Below are 15,175 nucleotides of genomic sequence, written 5' to 3'. Positions count from 1 at the left end.
AAGCCATCTAGACGAGCACTGGCGGGCTGAACGCCTGGACGTCGCCGGCGACGACAAGGCTCTGCAAAGAGCCTGGTGCGGCGCCGCCAATCAAGCCGAGCACCGAGCGGGCAAGCTCGGAGCCAGCCAGCCGGAAATTCTCGTTGACGACCAGCAACTCCCTTCGGAACAGGTGCAGCAGGTCCGACGACTGCTTCGATACGACATCGACATCGCGGCCGAGCTTGAGACCGGCATCCTCGATGCCGGCGACGATGGCCAGCGTCGCCGCGGCGGCGCTGCTGACGAAGCCGTCCGGCCTGACATCACGGCGCATCACCTGAGCCGTCCTCATCCTGATCTGCTCGATCGTATGATCGATGGAAACGGTGTTGAACGGGATTTCGCTCGCGCCGACCTCGCTCAGCGCATCGGCAAAACCGTTCAGCGTATGGCTGTAGTAGGTCAGCCCGGGCGGCGGCGACAGAAGTGCCAGCCTGCGTCGGCCCATGCTCGCCAACCGGCGCACGGCTGCACTCGCGAACGCATGGTTGTCGAAGTCATGGTAGGGGTGGACAAGGCCCATGTCGGTGCGGCCATGCGTAGCAAAGGGCATGCCGTGCTCCAGCATATAGCGGGCGCGCGGATCGTTGGGCTGGGTGCGTGAGATGATGACGCCGTCGGCCGAGCCGGTCTCGACCAGATAGCGGATCGGCTCCATCGGATCCTGCGACCGGGAATAGGGCGTGACGATCAGGTGATAGGGCGTTTCGGCGAGCACTTCCGAAACGCCGTAGATGATGTCGGAGACGAAGCTCATGATCTCGCGATCGGTATTGAGCACGAGGCTGATGACATTGGTCCTGCCGGTGCGCAGGCGCACGCCGGCGCGGTTCGGCCGGTAGCCGATCTGCTTGGCGACGAGCTGGACACGGCGCCTGGTTTCGGCGCCGATTTCCGGGGCATCCTTCAGGGCACGCGAAACCGTGGTGACGCCGAGGCCAGTCATGAAGGCAAGCGTCTTCAGCGTCGGTCGCCCCTGCGCCGACGCTTCCTCGTTCTTTTCCGTACGCCGTCTGTCCATTCGTCCCGCCCGTCAGGCGCATAGCAGCCGCAGGCCGGGTCGGCAATCGCCGCCATTGCCATACCGATATGCGTTCCAGCCCGACGAAGCCTCAATATACTGAAACGTTACAGATTGCCAATGTCGAGATGCCGGCCGCTCGTGGCGAGGTGGACGGGTCTTTTGCGAAACCCATTGGGATTCAATAAGAAATCGCCCTTGCCATCGCCTTTTGTCGGCTTTCACGCGCCATTTCGGTGTTTTGCACTGCAGCGACGATGTTGCAGTGCACATAAGGGCGGCTGTTCATACGAATTTGTTCGCAGCTCGAAAAAATCTCGAACGCGCTTCGTTCATGGGGTTGCGCAGTCCGCGCAATTCCCGTATCGAAAATCTGTAACGTTTCAGATTCTGGGAGGAACCGAAATGCGCTATAAACTTTTGACCGCTGCGCTGGCCGCGACAGCCGCACTGCAGTTCGCCGGTCCGGCGGCCGCGACGGACCTGGAAGTCACCCATTGGTGGACGTCAGGCGGTGAGGCAGCAGCGGTTGCCGAGTTCGCGAAGGCTTTCGACGCTACCGGCAATCACTGGGTCGACGGCGCCATCGCCGGCTCCGGCGGCACGGCGCGGCCGATCATGATCAGCCGCATCACCGGCGGCGATCCGATGGGGGCCACCCAGTTCAATCATGGCCGGCAGGCGGAAGAGTTGGTGCAGGCCGGCCTGATGCGCGACCTCACCGATGTCGCCACCAAGGGCAAGTGGACGGAAGTCGTGCGGCCGAAAAGCCTGCTCGACAGCTGCACCATCGACGGCAAGATTTATTGCGTGCCGGTCAACATCCACTCCTGGCAGTGGCTGTGGCTATCGAACGAGGCCTTCGAGAAGGCCGGTGTGCCATTGCCGAAGGACTGGAATGAATTCGTCGCGGCAGCACCCGCGCTGGAAAAGGCCGGCATCATCCCGCTCGCCGTCGGCGGACAGGCCTGGCAGTCCTCCGGCGCCTTCGACGTGCTCCTGGCAGCGGTCGGTGGCACGGACACCTTCCTCAAGGTCTACAAGGACAAGGACGCGACATTTGCCGCCGGGCCCGAAGTAGCCAAGGTCTTCAAGGCTGCGGACGACGCCCGCAAGATGGCGAAGAACACCAATGTGCAGGACTGGAACCAGGCGACTAACCTCGTCATCACCGGCAAGGCCGGCGGCCAGATCATGGGCGACTGGGCACAAGGTGAGTTCCAGGTTGCCGGCAAGACCGCAGGCAAGGACTATACGTGCCTGCCAGGCTTGGGGCTGAATGAAGTCATCGCCACAGGCGGCGACGCGTTCTACTTCCCGCTGCTGAAGGATGCCGACAAGTCCAAGGCGCAGGAGGTGCTGGCCGAAACGCTGCTCGATCCCAAGACGCAGGTTGCCTTCAATCTCAAGAAGGGTTCGCTGCCGGTGCGCGGCGATGTCGATCTCAATGCGGCGAACGACTGCATGAAGAAAGGCCTCGCAATCCTCGCCAAGGGCGCCGTCATCCCATGGACGGACCAGCTGCTTTCACAAGACACCCAGAAGCAGAAGGAAGATCTCTTCGCCGAATTTTTCGCCAAGCCGGACCTGACCGTGGAAGAGGCGCAGAAACGCTTCGCCGCCCTCATCGCTTCGGCGGACTGACGTTGGAGTCTACTCACCTCGCTCCCGGCCCCGCCGGGCCGGGAGCGGACCGTCCTTACCCAGCCGGCTGACGAGATGAGCAAAAGCGAACGCCCCAACCCGCTGTTCCGCAACCTTAATGCGAAGATCGCCTCGATCCCGATGATCCTAACCGCGATGGTGGTTTTCGTCGGCGGCACCGTTTGGACGGTGCTCTACTCCTTCACCAATTCGAAGCTCTTGCCGCGGCTGCATTTCGTCGGGCTTGACCAATATTACCGGCTGTGGGCGACGCCGCGCTGGCTGATCTCGATCGAGAATCTGTTGATCTACGGCGCGATCTCACTGGTGTTCTCGCTAGTAATCGGCTTCCTCCTTGCCGCGCTTCTCGACCAGAAGATACGCTTCGAGGACACGTTCCGGACCATCTTCCTCTATCCCTTCGCGCTCTCGTTCATCGTCACCGGCCTTGTCTGGCAGTGGCTGCTCAACCCCGACTTCGGCATCCAGCATGTGGTGCGGGGGCTTGGCTGGGAGAGCTTCAGCTTCGACCCGCTCTACAATTCCAGCATCGTCATCTACGGCATATCGATCGCGGCACTGTGGCAAGGCACCGGGCTCATCATGTGCCTGATGCTGGCCGGACTGCGTGGCATCGACGAGGACATCTGGAAAGCCGCGCGGGTGGATGGGATACCGATGTGGAAAACCTATCTGTTCATCGTCATCCCGATGATGCGGCCGGTCTTCATCACCACGCTCGTCATCATCGCCTCCGGCATCGTGAAGGTCTATGACCTCGTCGTGGCCCAGACCAGCGGCGGCCCGGGCATCGCCTCCGAAGTGCCCGCCAAGTACGTGTATGACTATATGTTCTTCGCCCAGAACCTCGGCCAGGGTTTTGCCGCCTCGACCATGATGTTGCTTTCGGTGGTGATCGTCATCGTGCCTTGGGCCTATCTCGAATTTGGGCGGCGCAAATGAACATGGCAAACACCACCGCCGCTGAAACAAGCGTTGCCGCCGGCGCGCGCCAGGACACTATCGGCCCCTACGGCCCGAAGCCCCGCCGCATGATTTCGCGCCGTAACATCTTCCTCTACGGCACTTTGTTTGTCATGGCGGCCTACTACCTGTTGCCGCTCTATGTGATGGTCGTCACCTCGCTCAAGGGCATGCCGGAGATCCGGCTCGGCAACATCTTTTCGCCGCCACTCGAGATCACCTTCGAGCCCTGGGTCAAGGCGTGGGCGACCGCCTGCACCGGCCTCAACTGCGACGGGCTTTCGCGCGGCTTCTGGAATTCGGTGCGCATCACCGTGCCGTCGGTGCTGCTGTCGATCGCCATCGCCTCGGTGAACGGTTACGCGCTGGCCAACTGGCGCTTCAAGGGCGCTGACACGTTTTTCGTCATCCTGATCGTCGGCGCCTTCATTCCTTACCAGGTGATGATCTATCCGATCGTCATCATCCTGCGCGAGATCGGCCTTTATGGGAGTCTCAGCGGGCTGGTGATCGTCCATTCCATTTTCGGCATGCCGATCCTGACGCTGCTATTCCGCAATTATTTTGCCTCGATGCCGGAAGAGCTGTTCAGGGCGGCGCGCGTCGACGGCGCAGGCTTCTGGGGCATCTTCCTGCGGATCATGCTGCCGATGTCGCTGCCGATCTTCGTCGTGGCCATCATCCTGCAGGTGACCGGCATCTGGAACGACTTCCTGTTTGGCGTCGTCTACACCCGCCCCGATACCTATCCGATGACGGTGCAGCTCAACAACATCGTCAACTCGGTGCAAGGCGTGAAGGAGTACAATGTCAACATGGCCGCCACCATTCTTACCGGGCTTGTGCCTCTCGTCGTCTACTTCATTTCCGGCAAGCTTTTCGTGCGGGGCATCGCCGCCGGCGCGGTGAAGGGATGACGGCGATGACAGCCAACGGCACCAGCGTTTCTATCCAGGACCTGTCGCTCAATTTCGGTGTGGTGACCGTCTTGGAGACGCTCAATCTCGATGTTGCCGAGGGCGAGTTCATCGTGCTGCTCGGGCCGTCCGGCTGCGGCAAGTCGACCTTGCTCAACTGCATTGCCGGCCTGCTCGACGTTTCCGAAGGGCGCATCTTCATCAAGGGCAAGAACGTCACCTGGGAGGAGCCCAAGGACCGCGGCATCGGCATGGTCTTCCAGTCCTATGCGCTCTACCCGCAGATGACAGTGGAGAAGAACCTGTCCTTCGGCCTGCGTGTCGCCGGCACGCCGAAAGACGAGATCGCCAAGCGCATTGCACGGGCGGCCGAAATCCTGCAGATCGAGCCGCTGCTGCAGCGCAAGCCGGCGGCGCTCTCCGGCGGCCAGCGCCAGCGCGTGGCGATCGGACGGGCGCTGGTGCGCGATGTCGATGTTTTCCTGTTCGACGAGCCGCTGTCCAATCTCGATGCCAAGCTGCGCGCCGAGCTGCGCGTCGAGATCAAGCTGCTGCATCGCAAGTTGCAGAACACCATGATCTACGTCACCCACGACCAGATCGAGGCGATGACGCTGGCCGATCGTATCGCGGTGATGAAGGGCGGTGTCATCCAGCAGCTCGATGCGCCGCAGACCATCTACAACAGGCCGGTCAACCGCTTCGTCGCCGGCTTCCTCGGCTCGCCCGCGATGAATTTCATCGACGGCCGCCTTGAAAACGCTGACGGCGGTTGGCGGTTCGTGGCCGACTCACTCGAGATTCCACTTGGCACTTATGACTTTGCCGGTCCTCCAACCGTCGGCCCCGCCGTATTCGGTATCAGGCCCGAGCATGTCAGCCTGAACAGCGGCACGGGCTGGCCGTTCTCGACCGCCGCCAATGTCGAGGTGGTCGAACCGATGGGCTCCGACACGCTGGTCTGGCTGAAGCTTGCCCATCAGAATTTCAGCGTCCGGGTGACCTCGGAACGCACGCCTAACAACGATGAGGCGGTGACGGTCGGCTTCGATCCGATGCGCGCTTCGCTTTTCGACGCCGCAACCGGCAACCGCATCTAGCTCTCGACAACCATCCTTCTAGCGACAATCCCAAGCAAAACGGACAGAGACGATGAACTGGTCATTCCAACTTTACAGCGCCCGCAATTTCCAGCCCTGGGAAGGCGTGCTCGCCACGCTCGGCAAGCTCGGCTACACCCAAGTCGAAGGTTTTGGTGGCGTCTATGATGATCCCAAGGCCTTTCGCGCTGAGCTCGACAAGAACGGGCTCGCCATGCCGACGGGACATTTCTCGATCGACGCGCTCGAGAACGATTTCGACGGCGTGCGCAGAACCGCCGACGCACTCGGCATCACGCTGCTCATCTGTCCTTTCCTGATGCCCGACCAGCGGCCATCCGATGCGGCCGGCTGGCGCGGCTTCGGCGAGCGGCTGGCCAAGGTCGGCGACGCTGCGAAGAGGGCCGGCTACGGCTTTGCCTGGCACAACCATGATTTCGAGTTCAAGAAGCTCGCCGACGGCTCAGTGCCGCAGGATCACATCCTGTCCTCCGCGCCTGATATCGGCTGGGAGATTGACGTCGCCTGGGTGGTGCGCGGCGGCGATGATCCGCTGCCCTGGATCGAGAAGCACGGCAAGCGCATCAGCGCCGTCCATGTCAAGGACATGGCCAAGCCGGGCGAGGGGCTGGATGAGGATGGCTGGTCGGATGTCGGCCATGGCACCATCGACTGGGCCGGCCTGATAAAGGTGCTGCGCGCCAAGAGTGCTGCCCAATACTACGTCATGGAACAGGACAACCCCAACGACATCGAGCGCTTCGCCCGCCGCTCCATCGCAGCCGTCAAGACCTATTAGGAGCAATCAGCATGGCAAAGAAACTTGGGATCGGCGTCATCGGCTGCGGTAACATCTCGAAGGCATATTTTTCACTGGCGCCGCTGTTTCGCGGCATCGAGATGCGTGCATGCGCCGACATCAACATGGAGGCTGCCAAGGCGCGGGCGAAGGAGTTCAAGCTGCGCGCCGAGACCGTCGACGGGCTGCTGAAGGCCGACGACATCGACATCATCGTCAACCTGACCATTCCGGCGGTGCACTACGAGGTGTCGAAGCAGATTCTCGACGCCGGCAAGCACGTCTATTCGGAAAAGCCTTTCGTGCTGTCGGTCAAGGAAGGGCTCGACCTGAAGAAACGCGCCGAGGTGAAAGGCCTGCGCATCGGCTCGGCTCCCGACACGTTCCTGGGCGGTGCGCATCAGCTGGTCCGCGACCTGATCGATACCGGCAAGCTGGGCAAGATCACGAGCGGCACCTGCCACGTCATGGGCCATGGCATGGAGCACTGGCACCCCAATCCCGACTTTTTCTTCCAGCCAGGCGCGGGTCCGGTGCTCGACATCGGACCGTATTACATCACCAATCTGATCCAGCTGATCGGACCGGTAAAACAGGTTGCTGCCTTCGCGACGACGCCGGCCAAGGAACGCACGATCAGTTCAAAGCCGCGCGCTGGCGAAAAGATTCCGGTCAATACGCCGACGACCATCCACGGCCTGCTGGAGTTCGAGAACGGTGCCGTGGTGACGCTCAACACCAGCTGGGACGTCTGGGCCCACGGCCATGCGCCGATGGAGCTCTATGGTGAGGCGGGTACGGTGTTCGTGCCTGATCCGAATTTCTTCGGGGGCGACGTGCGCTTCACGGACTCGGCCAAGCCGGTCAAGAAGCTGCCGAAATGGCGGCATCCGTTCGGTGTTCCCAATGAAATGCATTCGCAAGGGATGATGGCCAATTACCGCACATCAGGCCTCGCCGACATGGCGGTGGCGATCGCGGAAGGCCGGCCGCATCGCTGCTCGATGGAACTGGCACTGCATGCCGTCGACGTCATGACCGGCCTGCTGCGTTCCGGCGAGACCGGCAAATTCGTCGCCATGCAGACGACATGCCAGCGGCCGGCGGCACTTGGCGTCAAGCAAGCCAAGGAGCTTCTGGCGAAGAAGAAATAGGCAGCATACCTCGACCCTCTCCCCGTTGCGACGGGGAGAGGGTAAGGGTGGGGGGCACAGCCGACTCGCCGCGATGCCGCGATGCCTGGCTCGCTTCCATTGAGGATTTCCCCATGCCCTACACGCCCGCCGAAAACCGCTATGAAAAAATGATCTACAATCGCTGTGGCCGTTCCGGCCTGAAGCTGCCGGCGATCTCGCTGGGGCTATGGCACAATTTCGGCAATGACACGCCGCACCGGACGAAGCAGGCGATCGCGCGCAAGGCCTTCGACCTCGGCATCACGCATTTCGACCTGGCTAACAATTACGGCCCGCCGCCCGGCTCGGCCGAGACCGCTTTCGGCGAGATACTGCGCACCGACTTCGCCGCTTACCGCGACGAGCTGATCATCTCGACCAAGGCCGGCTACGAGATGTGGGCCGGCCCTTACGGCGAATGGGGCGGGCGCAAATATGTGCTGGCCAGCCTCGACCAGAGCCTGAAGCGGATGGGGCTCGATTATGTCGACATCTTCTATTCGCATCGCTTCGACCCCGATACGCCGCTGGAAGAAACGATGGGCGCGCTCGACCATGCCGTGCGCTCGGGCAAGGCGCTCTATGCCGGTGTCTCGTCCTACAATTCGCAGCGCACGCGCGAGGCCGCCGATATCTTGAAGCAGCTTGGCACGCCTTGCGTCATCCACCAGCCGAGCTATTCGATGCTGAATCGCTGGGTGGAGGAAGACGGCCTGCTCGACACGCTCGAAGGGCTCGGCGTTGGCTCCATCGTGTTCTCGCCGCTGGCGCAAGGCATGCTGACCGACAAGTATCTCGGCGGCATCCCCGACGGCAGCCGCGCTTCCCAGGGCAAGTCGCTGAAGACTGCCTTCATCAACGACAAGACCATCGCCAATATCAAAGCGCTCGACGCCATCGCCGGCAAGCGCGGGCAGACGCTGGCGCAGATGGCGCTGGCCTGGGTGTTGCGCAAGGGCAAAGTGACATCGGCGCTGATCGGCGCCAGCCGGCCGGAGCAGGTTGAGGACTGTGTCGGCGCACTTAAGGTGCTCGACTTCAGCGATGCCGAACTCGCCGAGATCGATACCTATGCGCGCGAGTCCGACATCAATCTGTGGGCGGCTTCGGCCGAGCGCAAAGGTCCGCCGAGGAAATAGGCCCGCTCGATAAGCCGGCAAAACAAAAACGGCGGGAACTCCCGCCGTTTTTCATGTGAAGGCGAGGTAGCCGTTTTCAGGGCGTCTTCGGCTTCTGAGCCGTGCCCAGTCCCGCCTTAGGTTTTGCAGGCGCCGGAGCGGAAGTTTTCATCTTCGCCTCGATCCAGCCGGTGTAATTGGCCAGCCGGGTGTAGATGCCATAAGCGTCCTTGTGGCCGCAGGCCGCACTGCCGTCCGCCGGGCCTTCGCCCCAGCTGACGACGCCGACCTGGACCGGGCCGCCGGTGCCGGTCATGAACAGGGGGCCGCCGCTGTCGCCGTTGCAGGCATCGCGCACGCCGCTGGTGGTGCCGGCGCAGATCATGTTGCCGGTCAGCGGATCGGCCATGTCGGCGGCAATCGCATTGGCGGCCGCGTCGATGCCTTTTTCCGAATAGCGCATACGGCGGGACAAATCGCCAAGTGCTGCCTTCAGGTCATGCGCATAGATGGCCTTGATGCCGCTGTTGCAGGCAGTGTTCGGCTCCAGGTCGAGGTCGGCAACCATCAGCGTCGTCGGGAAGGTGCCATCCTGCATCTTGCCCCAACCGGTGACCGTCGTCTTGCCGGTATCGGGCGTTGAGTCATGGGTGACCTTGATGGTCGGCGCATCGGCCGGTTCGGCAAGCCGGAGCAGGCCGAGGTCGTTGTCGAGGGTCTGCTCGCTGTAGCCTTCGTTGACGATAACCTCCACCACCTTGTGGCGTTTACCCTCGCTGAGGTCGGTGGCGCCGGTCAGCACGGTGACGCTGCCGGGCGAAATCGGCCGGCCCTCGTCGTTGAGACAGTGTGCCGCCGTCAGCACCCATTGCGGTGCGATCAGGCTGCCGCCGCAGAATTGGGCATTGGCCTGCGAGGCCGGGTTCTCGTCCAGCCTGTCGGTGGTGAGCAGCGCCACCTGGAACGGATAGGCGCCCTTTTCGGCCTGGTTGCCGCCATAGACGCGGTCGGCGCCGTCGGGGTTCTCCGTGGCGGCCTTCGCTCTTGCATCGGTCACCCGCTTCATCGGCGAAACCGCCGCTTCGGGCTTGGCGGCAGCTTCGTCCGCATGGGTGGAGTTGGCGGCCGCAAGCGCGGCAGCGATGCCGAGCAACGACGCGGCGACGATCGGCTTGAACCGATGGATGATATGCACCTGAAATCCTCCTGAGAAACGTTCCCGAACGAGCCAGCCCCGGTGCGTGGTCAACGAAACAGTCCCGGCAAGCAGGCGTTGCTTCGCGGATCGCGTTCCCGCGCGGAACCCAATCAAAACCCTATAGCCCCCCACGGGCTACGTGAAAGCGATTTGTCATTCCAATGTTGTATTAATTTAGGCAATATATGTGTGCGGGTGTCTTTGGCGGGGCCTTCGATAGACCGTATGGGGTGATGAGCAGGTTCAGGCGCCGGTAACCAAACTCATTTTTCGGCTTCACCACGATCTCGACAATATTTCTATATCTTGATCCAGTCCTTGCTGACTTTTGGGAGAGTCTCACCATGATAAAACTGACAAACGCACTTATTGCGTCCGCATTGCTTTCCACTGCAATGTGGGCGGTCCCGGTTTTCGCCGCCGACCCTGGCTCCGCCAGTCCCGGCAATGGCGAAAGCATGCGGGACGTGACTGCAGGCGACTACAAGCCAGGGCGGGCAAAGCCAATCGCGCCGCCGAAGCTAACCGACGAAGACAGCCGCGCCGCGCCGCTTGCCGACGAGGCAACGGCTGTCAAATCCTACGGCATCGTCGGACGGTCCGCCGATGGCAAGGAAATCAAGATCGAGCCCAGCGAAGCGCTGCGGGACCTTATCATCAAGGAACTGAATGCTCCGGCCAATGGAAAAGACGGGGCTGAGCGGAAGACCGAGGATCCGGACCTCGGCGAAGGCGAAGCCGGCCGCCAGGTTTTCGGCGCCGACGATCGCGAGCAGGTCAAGAACACCAAGACCTATCCGTTCTCTGCAATAGGCTATCTCGAAGCCAAGTCGGCGAAGACGGGCAGCTTTGGCAGCTGTTCGGCAACGCTGATCGGTCCGCGCACGGTGCTCACCGCGGCGCACTGCCTCTACAGCCATGAGGACAAGGACTGGCTCTCCGACTATCTGTTCGTGCCGGGTCTCAATGGCAGCACCGCCGATGACGCACCGTTCGGCGCCTTCACCTTTGAAAGCGCCTATGTGCTGCAAGGCTTCATCGACAACTACCAGGGCTATTATGGTTCGGTCCTCCTGTGGGATCTCGGCATCGTCACGCTGAAGCAGGACGTCGGCACCAACCTCGGCTGGTTGGGCTACGCCAACTATGACGATCTCGGCGACTTCACCGCCAACCTCGTCGGCTATCCCGGTGACAAGCCGATGGGCACGATGTGGAAGGCAAACTGCGAAGTGCACGCCGAGAACATCGCCCCGGAATATTTCCAGTATGACTGCGATACGTTCCCGGGATCGAGCGGCAGCTCGGTCTATGCCTATGACAACAACTCCAAGCAGCGCATCATCACCGGCGTCAACGTGGCGGAAAGCCCCGACGCGAACACCGCCGTGCGCTTGAACGCTGCCAACGTCCAGTGGATCAACAGCCTGTATAAATAATCGCTGCGTATTCGCGGCGAAGACGAAGGCGGCGGGCAATCCCGCCGCCTTTTTCGTACCGATGCTTGCAGTGCTGCTTCTCTTGCACGAGGCCGACTCGCCGACTACGCTTGAACGGCCAAGGGGTTGGGCATCCAAAGGGGTTTTGGGATGGCGCGGGCAGGGGCAATGTTCGGGATCGCGGCCGCATCGATGCTGGCCGCGCTGATGTTTTCGCCGGCCTTCGCCGATACGGCCGCCGCACCCACTGATGGTGCCTGGGCGGAACGGGTGCAGATCCTCTACCGGGCAGACACCCGCTCGGTGCTGCGCAGGACGGTCCGGGTGTGGGACTTCCATCCGGAAAAGGGCCTCGACTTCGTGTGGGAGCCGGCGGCGGGCCAGGCGCCTGACCGGACGATTGGCGAAGACGGCACCATCAACGGCAAGGGCAGGCTGGCGTGGCGGGTGCGCGGCTCGGCAAGCTATGATCCCAAAACCATCTATTCCAGCTATTTCGGTGACATCAGGGAAGGCCGCCCCGACGGGCAAGGCCGGCTCGAGCTGCGTTCGGGCGAGGTTTTCGACGGGCATTGGCTTGCCGGAGAACTCAGCGGAAAGGGCATCCATGTCGACGCCGACGGCAACCGCTACGAGGGTCGGTTCGTTGCCGGCGTGCCGAATGGCGAGGGGCGGCTGCTGTCAAAGACCGGGGAGATTTTTGCCGGCTCATTCGTCGACGGGTTGAAGAACGGCAAGGGCCGCACGCGGCTGGCCGGCGGCACGGTCTACACGTCGCAATGGGCGATGGGCGAGGAGGTCGGCGGCTCGCGCCCCGACGTGCTGGCCGATGCCAGGGTCGGTGGGCTCATCAAGGCACAGACCGGCGGTGGTGACGCCGACAAGATCGAGATCGGCGTCGCGGTCGACCAGCGCATGACCCAGCAGTCCGACATGCAGTATCAGCATCTGGTGCGCGACGAAGACATCGCGATCTATCCGCAGTCCGATCAGTACAATGACAGCTGGAACGGCACCGGCCAGGTCGCCACCGGCAATGTCTATGAAGGCATGGACTGGGAGGACTCGCCGGCCTTTGCCGAAGTAGAGCTCAAGACGTCGGACCAGTCCAAGGTCAAGCTCGACAGCCTGGAGATGAAGGTCGCCGCCAGCGATGCCTATCGCAAGCCGATGCTGTCGATATCGGAGCATTTCGGCTGCGTCGGCTTCAGGCCGGATTTCTCGATCGTCAACAATGGCTGGGGCGACGCCAAGGACATGAAGATCTCGATCCAGTTCACCGCGGTCGATGATGAAGGCAATCCGACCGGTGATCCCAGCCGCAGGTTCACAAAGGACGTCGGCAGTTTCGGCGACGGCGTCGACGTGTCGGTCAAGAGCGTGCTCTCGGAAGCCGGCGTCGATACGGCCAGCCTGGAGACGGGGCGCTTTCCCTGTCCCTCGGTGGACGGTCTCAATGTCTGCCGCAGCCAGCTGACCAACAAGATCAAGTTCGGCGAGGTCGCCGATTATCTCGGCACCATGCAACAGGCGATGACGCTGAATGCGATCGGCAAGTTCGACTATTCCTGGTCGGATGACGAGGGTCATCTCTACCAGCAGAGCGAGCCGTTCCGCACCTCCATCACCATGGCGGTCCTGGAGACGCCGGAAGCGATGGCCGAATGCGGCGATGGCGGCGGCGGCACGCCGGAAGCGATGCGCTACCAGAACATCGAGTTCCCGATCGGCAAGCATGACTACACCATTGCCATGCCGGTGCGCGGCAACAAGAAGATCAGCGCCTACACGGCGCGGCTGAAGATGTGGTCGTCGATGTCGTCGATCCATAGTTTCAGCATCGCCGCGCACTTCGCCGACGGCAGCGTGCGCGAGAGCAAGCCGGTAACCTTCTTCTATTTCCGGCCGAAACAGTCGCTGTTCGAGACCAAGACCGAGCCGGCGGCATGCTATCTGCCGCGCGATATGGTCGGCTGCGGTTAGCTATTTGCGGCCCATCTCGAAATAGTTGGGCAGCGGGATGAGCCGGGTGAAGATCGTGCCCTGGGCGAAGACGCGCAGTTCCAGCAAAGAACCGGACGAGCGCTCGGCGCTCTGATCGAACAGGAAATTGCCGAGCGAATAGACCTCCGCCACATCGCCGCCGGCAAGCGGGACGATCGCCTCACTCGATACATGTGGGTGACCGCCGACGATGGCCGAGACACCGCGCAGGCGCATCTGGTCGGCAAGCATGTCTTCCCGCGCCGATGGTGCTGTCTTGTATTCGCGGCCCCAGTGGACGAAGGCGACCACTGGCCGCCCGGCATCCTCGTGCAGCAGCCGGTCGAGCAGGGCAGGGATGAGCAGGTCGGTGTTCTTCGAACCGTTGGTGTCGATGTCGGTCAGGCCGACAAGGTCGAGATCGGCAAGCGCCAGCGTCTCGCCCTGGCCGAAATGCGGGATGCCGGCGTCATCCAGGGCGCGCAGCGTCTCGGCGTAGCCTGACGGGCCGAGATCATAGGCGTGATTGTTGGCGAGGCCGACGCCGGCGACATGCAGCCTCTTCAGCATGTCGACCCCTAGATCCTCCGGCATCGCCAGCGTCATGTCGTCGATCGCTTCCGGCACGTTGGGCAGGATGACGCCTTCGAGGTTGATGATCAGCGGCCGCGATCCGGTCAGGGCCAGAACGCTGCCGACGATCCGGTCGGCAACGCCGTCACGAACAAGGATCTTCTTCATGGCGCGGCCGAAATTCACGTCGCCGGCGAGGTAATAGATCCTGTCCTTTGGCCGTGCCGGGTTGTTGAAGCCGGGGCCGAAGGCGCCGAACAGCGCAACGACATAGCTGGTGGTCCGCTCGACATAGTCCGACGTGTGTTCCTGCGAGTTTTCGTTGGCGACGACCAGCGGTTGGGCGCCGAACAGCTCGCGCTGCAGCCTCGTCTGAATATAGAGCGCGCCGACGGAATCGGCATGATCGGGCTGGTGAAGTGCTGCTATGCCGTCGAGCGACCCGGCGGCCAGCATGTTCAGCGACTGCTGGTCGAATCGTAGCGCGTCGTGCTGCGGCAGATAGTGCGAGAAGTCGGTGGATTCGACGATCAGCGTGTCCTGGTCGACGATCGGCTTCAGCGCCTCGGCCAGCCGGTCCCAGTCGCCGCGGCGTGCCTTCACCGACATTGCCACGGGCACGATTCTCGCCTCCGGGAAATAGTGATGCAGGAACGGCAGCATGGCGCGCACGCCATGCTCCTTGTCGAACAGGCACGACTCCTCGACCATATCGCCGTTCGTCTCGAGACGGCGTACGGCATCGGTGTCGGCCGCGATCGGGCCAAGCACGGTGTCGAAGCCGCGCAGCGTGGTGGCGTAGAGCTTGTGCGTCTTGTGAAAATGGTCCGGCGACAGGATGATGATCCGTTTGTAGCGGAAACCGGACGCCGCCCGGAACCCCAGCGCCACCAGGTCGGCCGCCAGCAGATGATGTGGCACGGTGATGCCGGTCAGCCGCTGGTTGGATGGTGGGACATCGGCAACGTTGGCGATGGCATCCTTGAACAAAGTGGCGTCGTCGTAGAAGGGCGGGAAGTTGTCGGTGCCGGGCGGGCAGACTATGGGGGCGGCGAAGGTGGGGAGGGGCAGGAGAGTGATGGCGAAGATCAGCAGGATGCTGGTCTGCGCCCAGGCACCCCCCTCTGTCCTACCGGACATCTCCCCCGCAAGGGGGGAGATTGGCAGCTTCTGCCTCGCGAG

Annotated in this window: 12 protein-coding genes; 9 read left to right on the top strand and 3 right to left on the bottom strand. The window is 62.4% G+C overall.

Annotated features, from left to right (window positions below; genetic code table 11):
- Positions 1-7 precede the first annotated feature (7 nt).
- Complete coding sequence (locus tag NKG99_RS17935) at positions 8-1,063, bottom strand: LacI family transcriptional regulator (protein ID WP_352870006.1); 1,056 nt, start codon at positions 1,061-1,063, stop codon at positions 8-10.
- Between the two features lie 405 nt (positions 1,064-1,468).
- Between NKG99_RS17935 and NKG99_RS17930 the strand changes: the two genes are divergently transcribed.
- From NKG99_RS17930 to mgrA, 7 genes are all read left to right on the top strand, one after another.
- Complete coding sequence (locus tag NKG99_RS17930; RefSeq protein ID WP_352870004.1) at positions 1,469-2,707, top strand: ABC transporter substrate-binding protein; 1,239 nt, start codon at positions 1,469-1,471, stop codon at positions 2,705-2,707.
- Positions 2,708-2,782: 75 nt separating this feature from the next.
- Positions 2,783-3,670: a carbohydrate ABC transporter permease gene (locus tag NKG99_RS17925; protein ID WP_352870002.1), complete on the top strand. Its 888-nt coding sequence runs from the start codon at positions 2,783-2,785 to the stop codon at positions 3,668-3,670.
- 2 nt (positions 3,671-3,672) lie between these two features.
- Positions 3,673-4,608, top strand: coding sequence for a carbohydrate ABC transporter permease (locus NKG99_RS17920; RefSeq protein ID WP_352870046.1), 936 nt, complete (start codon positions 3,673-3,675; stop codon positions 4,606-4,608).
- Entirely contained in the window at positions 4,605-5,708 is a 1,104-nt protein-coding gene (locus NKG99_RS17915; RefSeq protein WP_352981542.1) for an ABC transporter ATP-binding protein, read from the top strand. The genes NKG99_RS17920 and NKG99_RS17915 overlap by 4 nt, the downstream gene beginning before the upstream one ends.
- Before the next feature lie 52 nt (positions 5,709-5,760).
- Positions 5,761-6,507, top strand: a complete 747-nt coding sequence (locus tag NKG99_RS17910) for a sugar phosphate isomerase/epimerase family protein (protein WP_352869998.1) — start codon at positions 5,761-5,763, stop codon at positions 6,505-6,507.
- A gap of 11 nt (positions 6,508-6,518) precedes the next feature.
- Positions 6,519-7,661, top strand: a complete 1,143-nt coding sequence (locus NKG99_RS17905; protein WP_352869996.1) for a Gfo/Idh/MocA family protein — start codon at positions 6,519-6,521, stop codon at positions 7,659-7,661.
- A gap of 113 nt (positions 7,662-7,774) precedes the next feature.
- Positions 7,775-8,821 carry an L-glyceraldehyde 3-phosphate reductase gene (mgrA, locus tag NKG99_RS17900; RefSeq protein WP_352869994.1) on the top strand — a complete coding sequence of 349 codons (1,047 nt, stop codon included), beginning with the start codon at positions 7,775-7,777 and terminating at the stop codon, positions 8,819-8,821.
- Between the two features lie 76 nt (positions 8,822-8,897).
- On the opposite strand, the gene NKG99_RS17895 is transcribed toward mgrA, so the two are convergent.
- Positions 8,898-9,995, bottom strand: coding sequence for a S1 family serine peptidase (locus NKG99_RS17895; RefSeq protein ID WP_352869992.1), 1,098 nt, complete (start codon positions 9,993-9,995; stop codon positions 8,898-8,900).
- 347 nt (positions 9,996-10,342) lie between these two features.
- On the opposite strand from NKG99_RS17895, the gene NKG99_RS17890 reads away from it, so the two are divergent.
- Both NKG99_RS17890 and NKG99_RS17885 read left to right on the top strand, forming a co-directional pair.
- On the top strand, positions 10,343-11,437 hold the full coding sequence (locus tag NKG99_RS17890; protein WP_352869991.1) for a trypsin-like serine peptidase: 1,095 nt from the start codon (positions 10,343-10,345) through the stop codon (positions 11,435-11,437).
- Positions 11,438-11,605: 168 nt separating this feature from the next.
- A complete protein-coding gene (locus NKG99_RS17885; protein ID WP_352869990.1) occupies positions 11,606-13,420 on the top strand; it encodes an MORN repeat-containing protein in 1,815 nt (604 codons plus the stop codon).
- Here NKG99_RS17885 and amrB read toward each other — a convergent pair whose 3' ends face one another.
- A complete protein-coding gene (amrB, locus tag NKG99_RS17880) occupies positions 13,421-15,133 on the bottom strand; it encodes an AmmeMemoRadiSam system protein B (RefSeq protein ID WP_352869988.1) in 1,713 nt (570 codons plus the stop codon).
- Positions 15,134-15,175 lie beyond the last annotated feature (42 nt).

The organism is Mesorhizobium sp. M1409, from assembly GCF_040317535.1.
GTDB lineage: Bacteria > Pseudomonadota > Alphaproteobacteria > Rhizobiales > Rhizobiaceae > Mesorhizobium.
This window is presented reverse-complemented; position numbering and strand designations above follow the sequence as displayed.

What these genes read in the sequence shown, in the direction of transcription:
- NKG99_RS17935 (WP_352870006.1), bottom strand. Translation starts at nt 1,063, where the DNA reads ATGGACAGACGGCGTACGGAAAAGAACGAGGAAGCGTCGGCGCAGGGG.
- NKG99_RS17930 (WP_352870004.1), top strand. Translation starts at nt 1,469, where the DNA reads ATGCGCTATAAACTTTTGACCGCTGCGCTGGCCGCGACAGCCGCACTG.
- NKG99_RS17925 (WP_352870002.1), top strand. Translation starts at nt 2,783, where the DNA reads ATGAGCAAAAGCGAACGCCCCAACCCGCTGTTCCGCAACCTTAATGCG.
- NKG99_RS17920 (WP_352870046.1), top strand. Translation starts at nt 3,673, where the DNA reads ATGGCAAACACCACCGCCGCTGAAACAAGCGTTGCCGCCGGCGCGCGC.
- NKG99_RS17915 (WP_352981542.1), top strand. Translation starts at nt 4,605, where the DNA reads ATGACGGCGATGACAGCCAACGGCACCAGCGTTTCTATCCAGGACCTG.
- NKG99_RS17910 (WP_352869998.1), top strand. Translation starts at nt 5,761, where the DNA reads ATGAACTGGTCATTCCAACTTTACAGCGCCCGCAATTTCCAGCCCTGG.
- NKG99_RS17905 (WP_352869996.1), top strand. Translation starts at nt 6,519, where the DNA reads ATGGCAAAGAAACTTGGGATCGGCGTCATCGGCTGCGGTAACATCTCG.
- mgrA (WP_352869994.1), top strand. Translation starts at nt 7,775, where the DNA reads ATGCCCTACACGCCCGCCGAAAACCGCTATGAAAAAATGATCTACAAT.
- NKG99_RS17890 (WP_352869991.1), top strand. Translation starts at nt 10,343, where the DNA reads ATGATAAAACTGACAAACGCACTTATTGCGTCCGCATTGCTTTCCACT.
- NKG99_RS17885 (WP_352869990.1), top strand. Translation starts at nt 11,606, where the DNA reads ATGTTCGGGATCGCGGCCGCATCGATGCTGGCCGCGCTGATGTTTTCG.
- amrB (WP_352869988.1), bottom strand. Translation starts at nt 15,133, where the DNA reads ATGTCCGGTAGGACAGAGGGGGGTGCCTGGGCGCAGACCAGCATCCTG.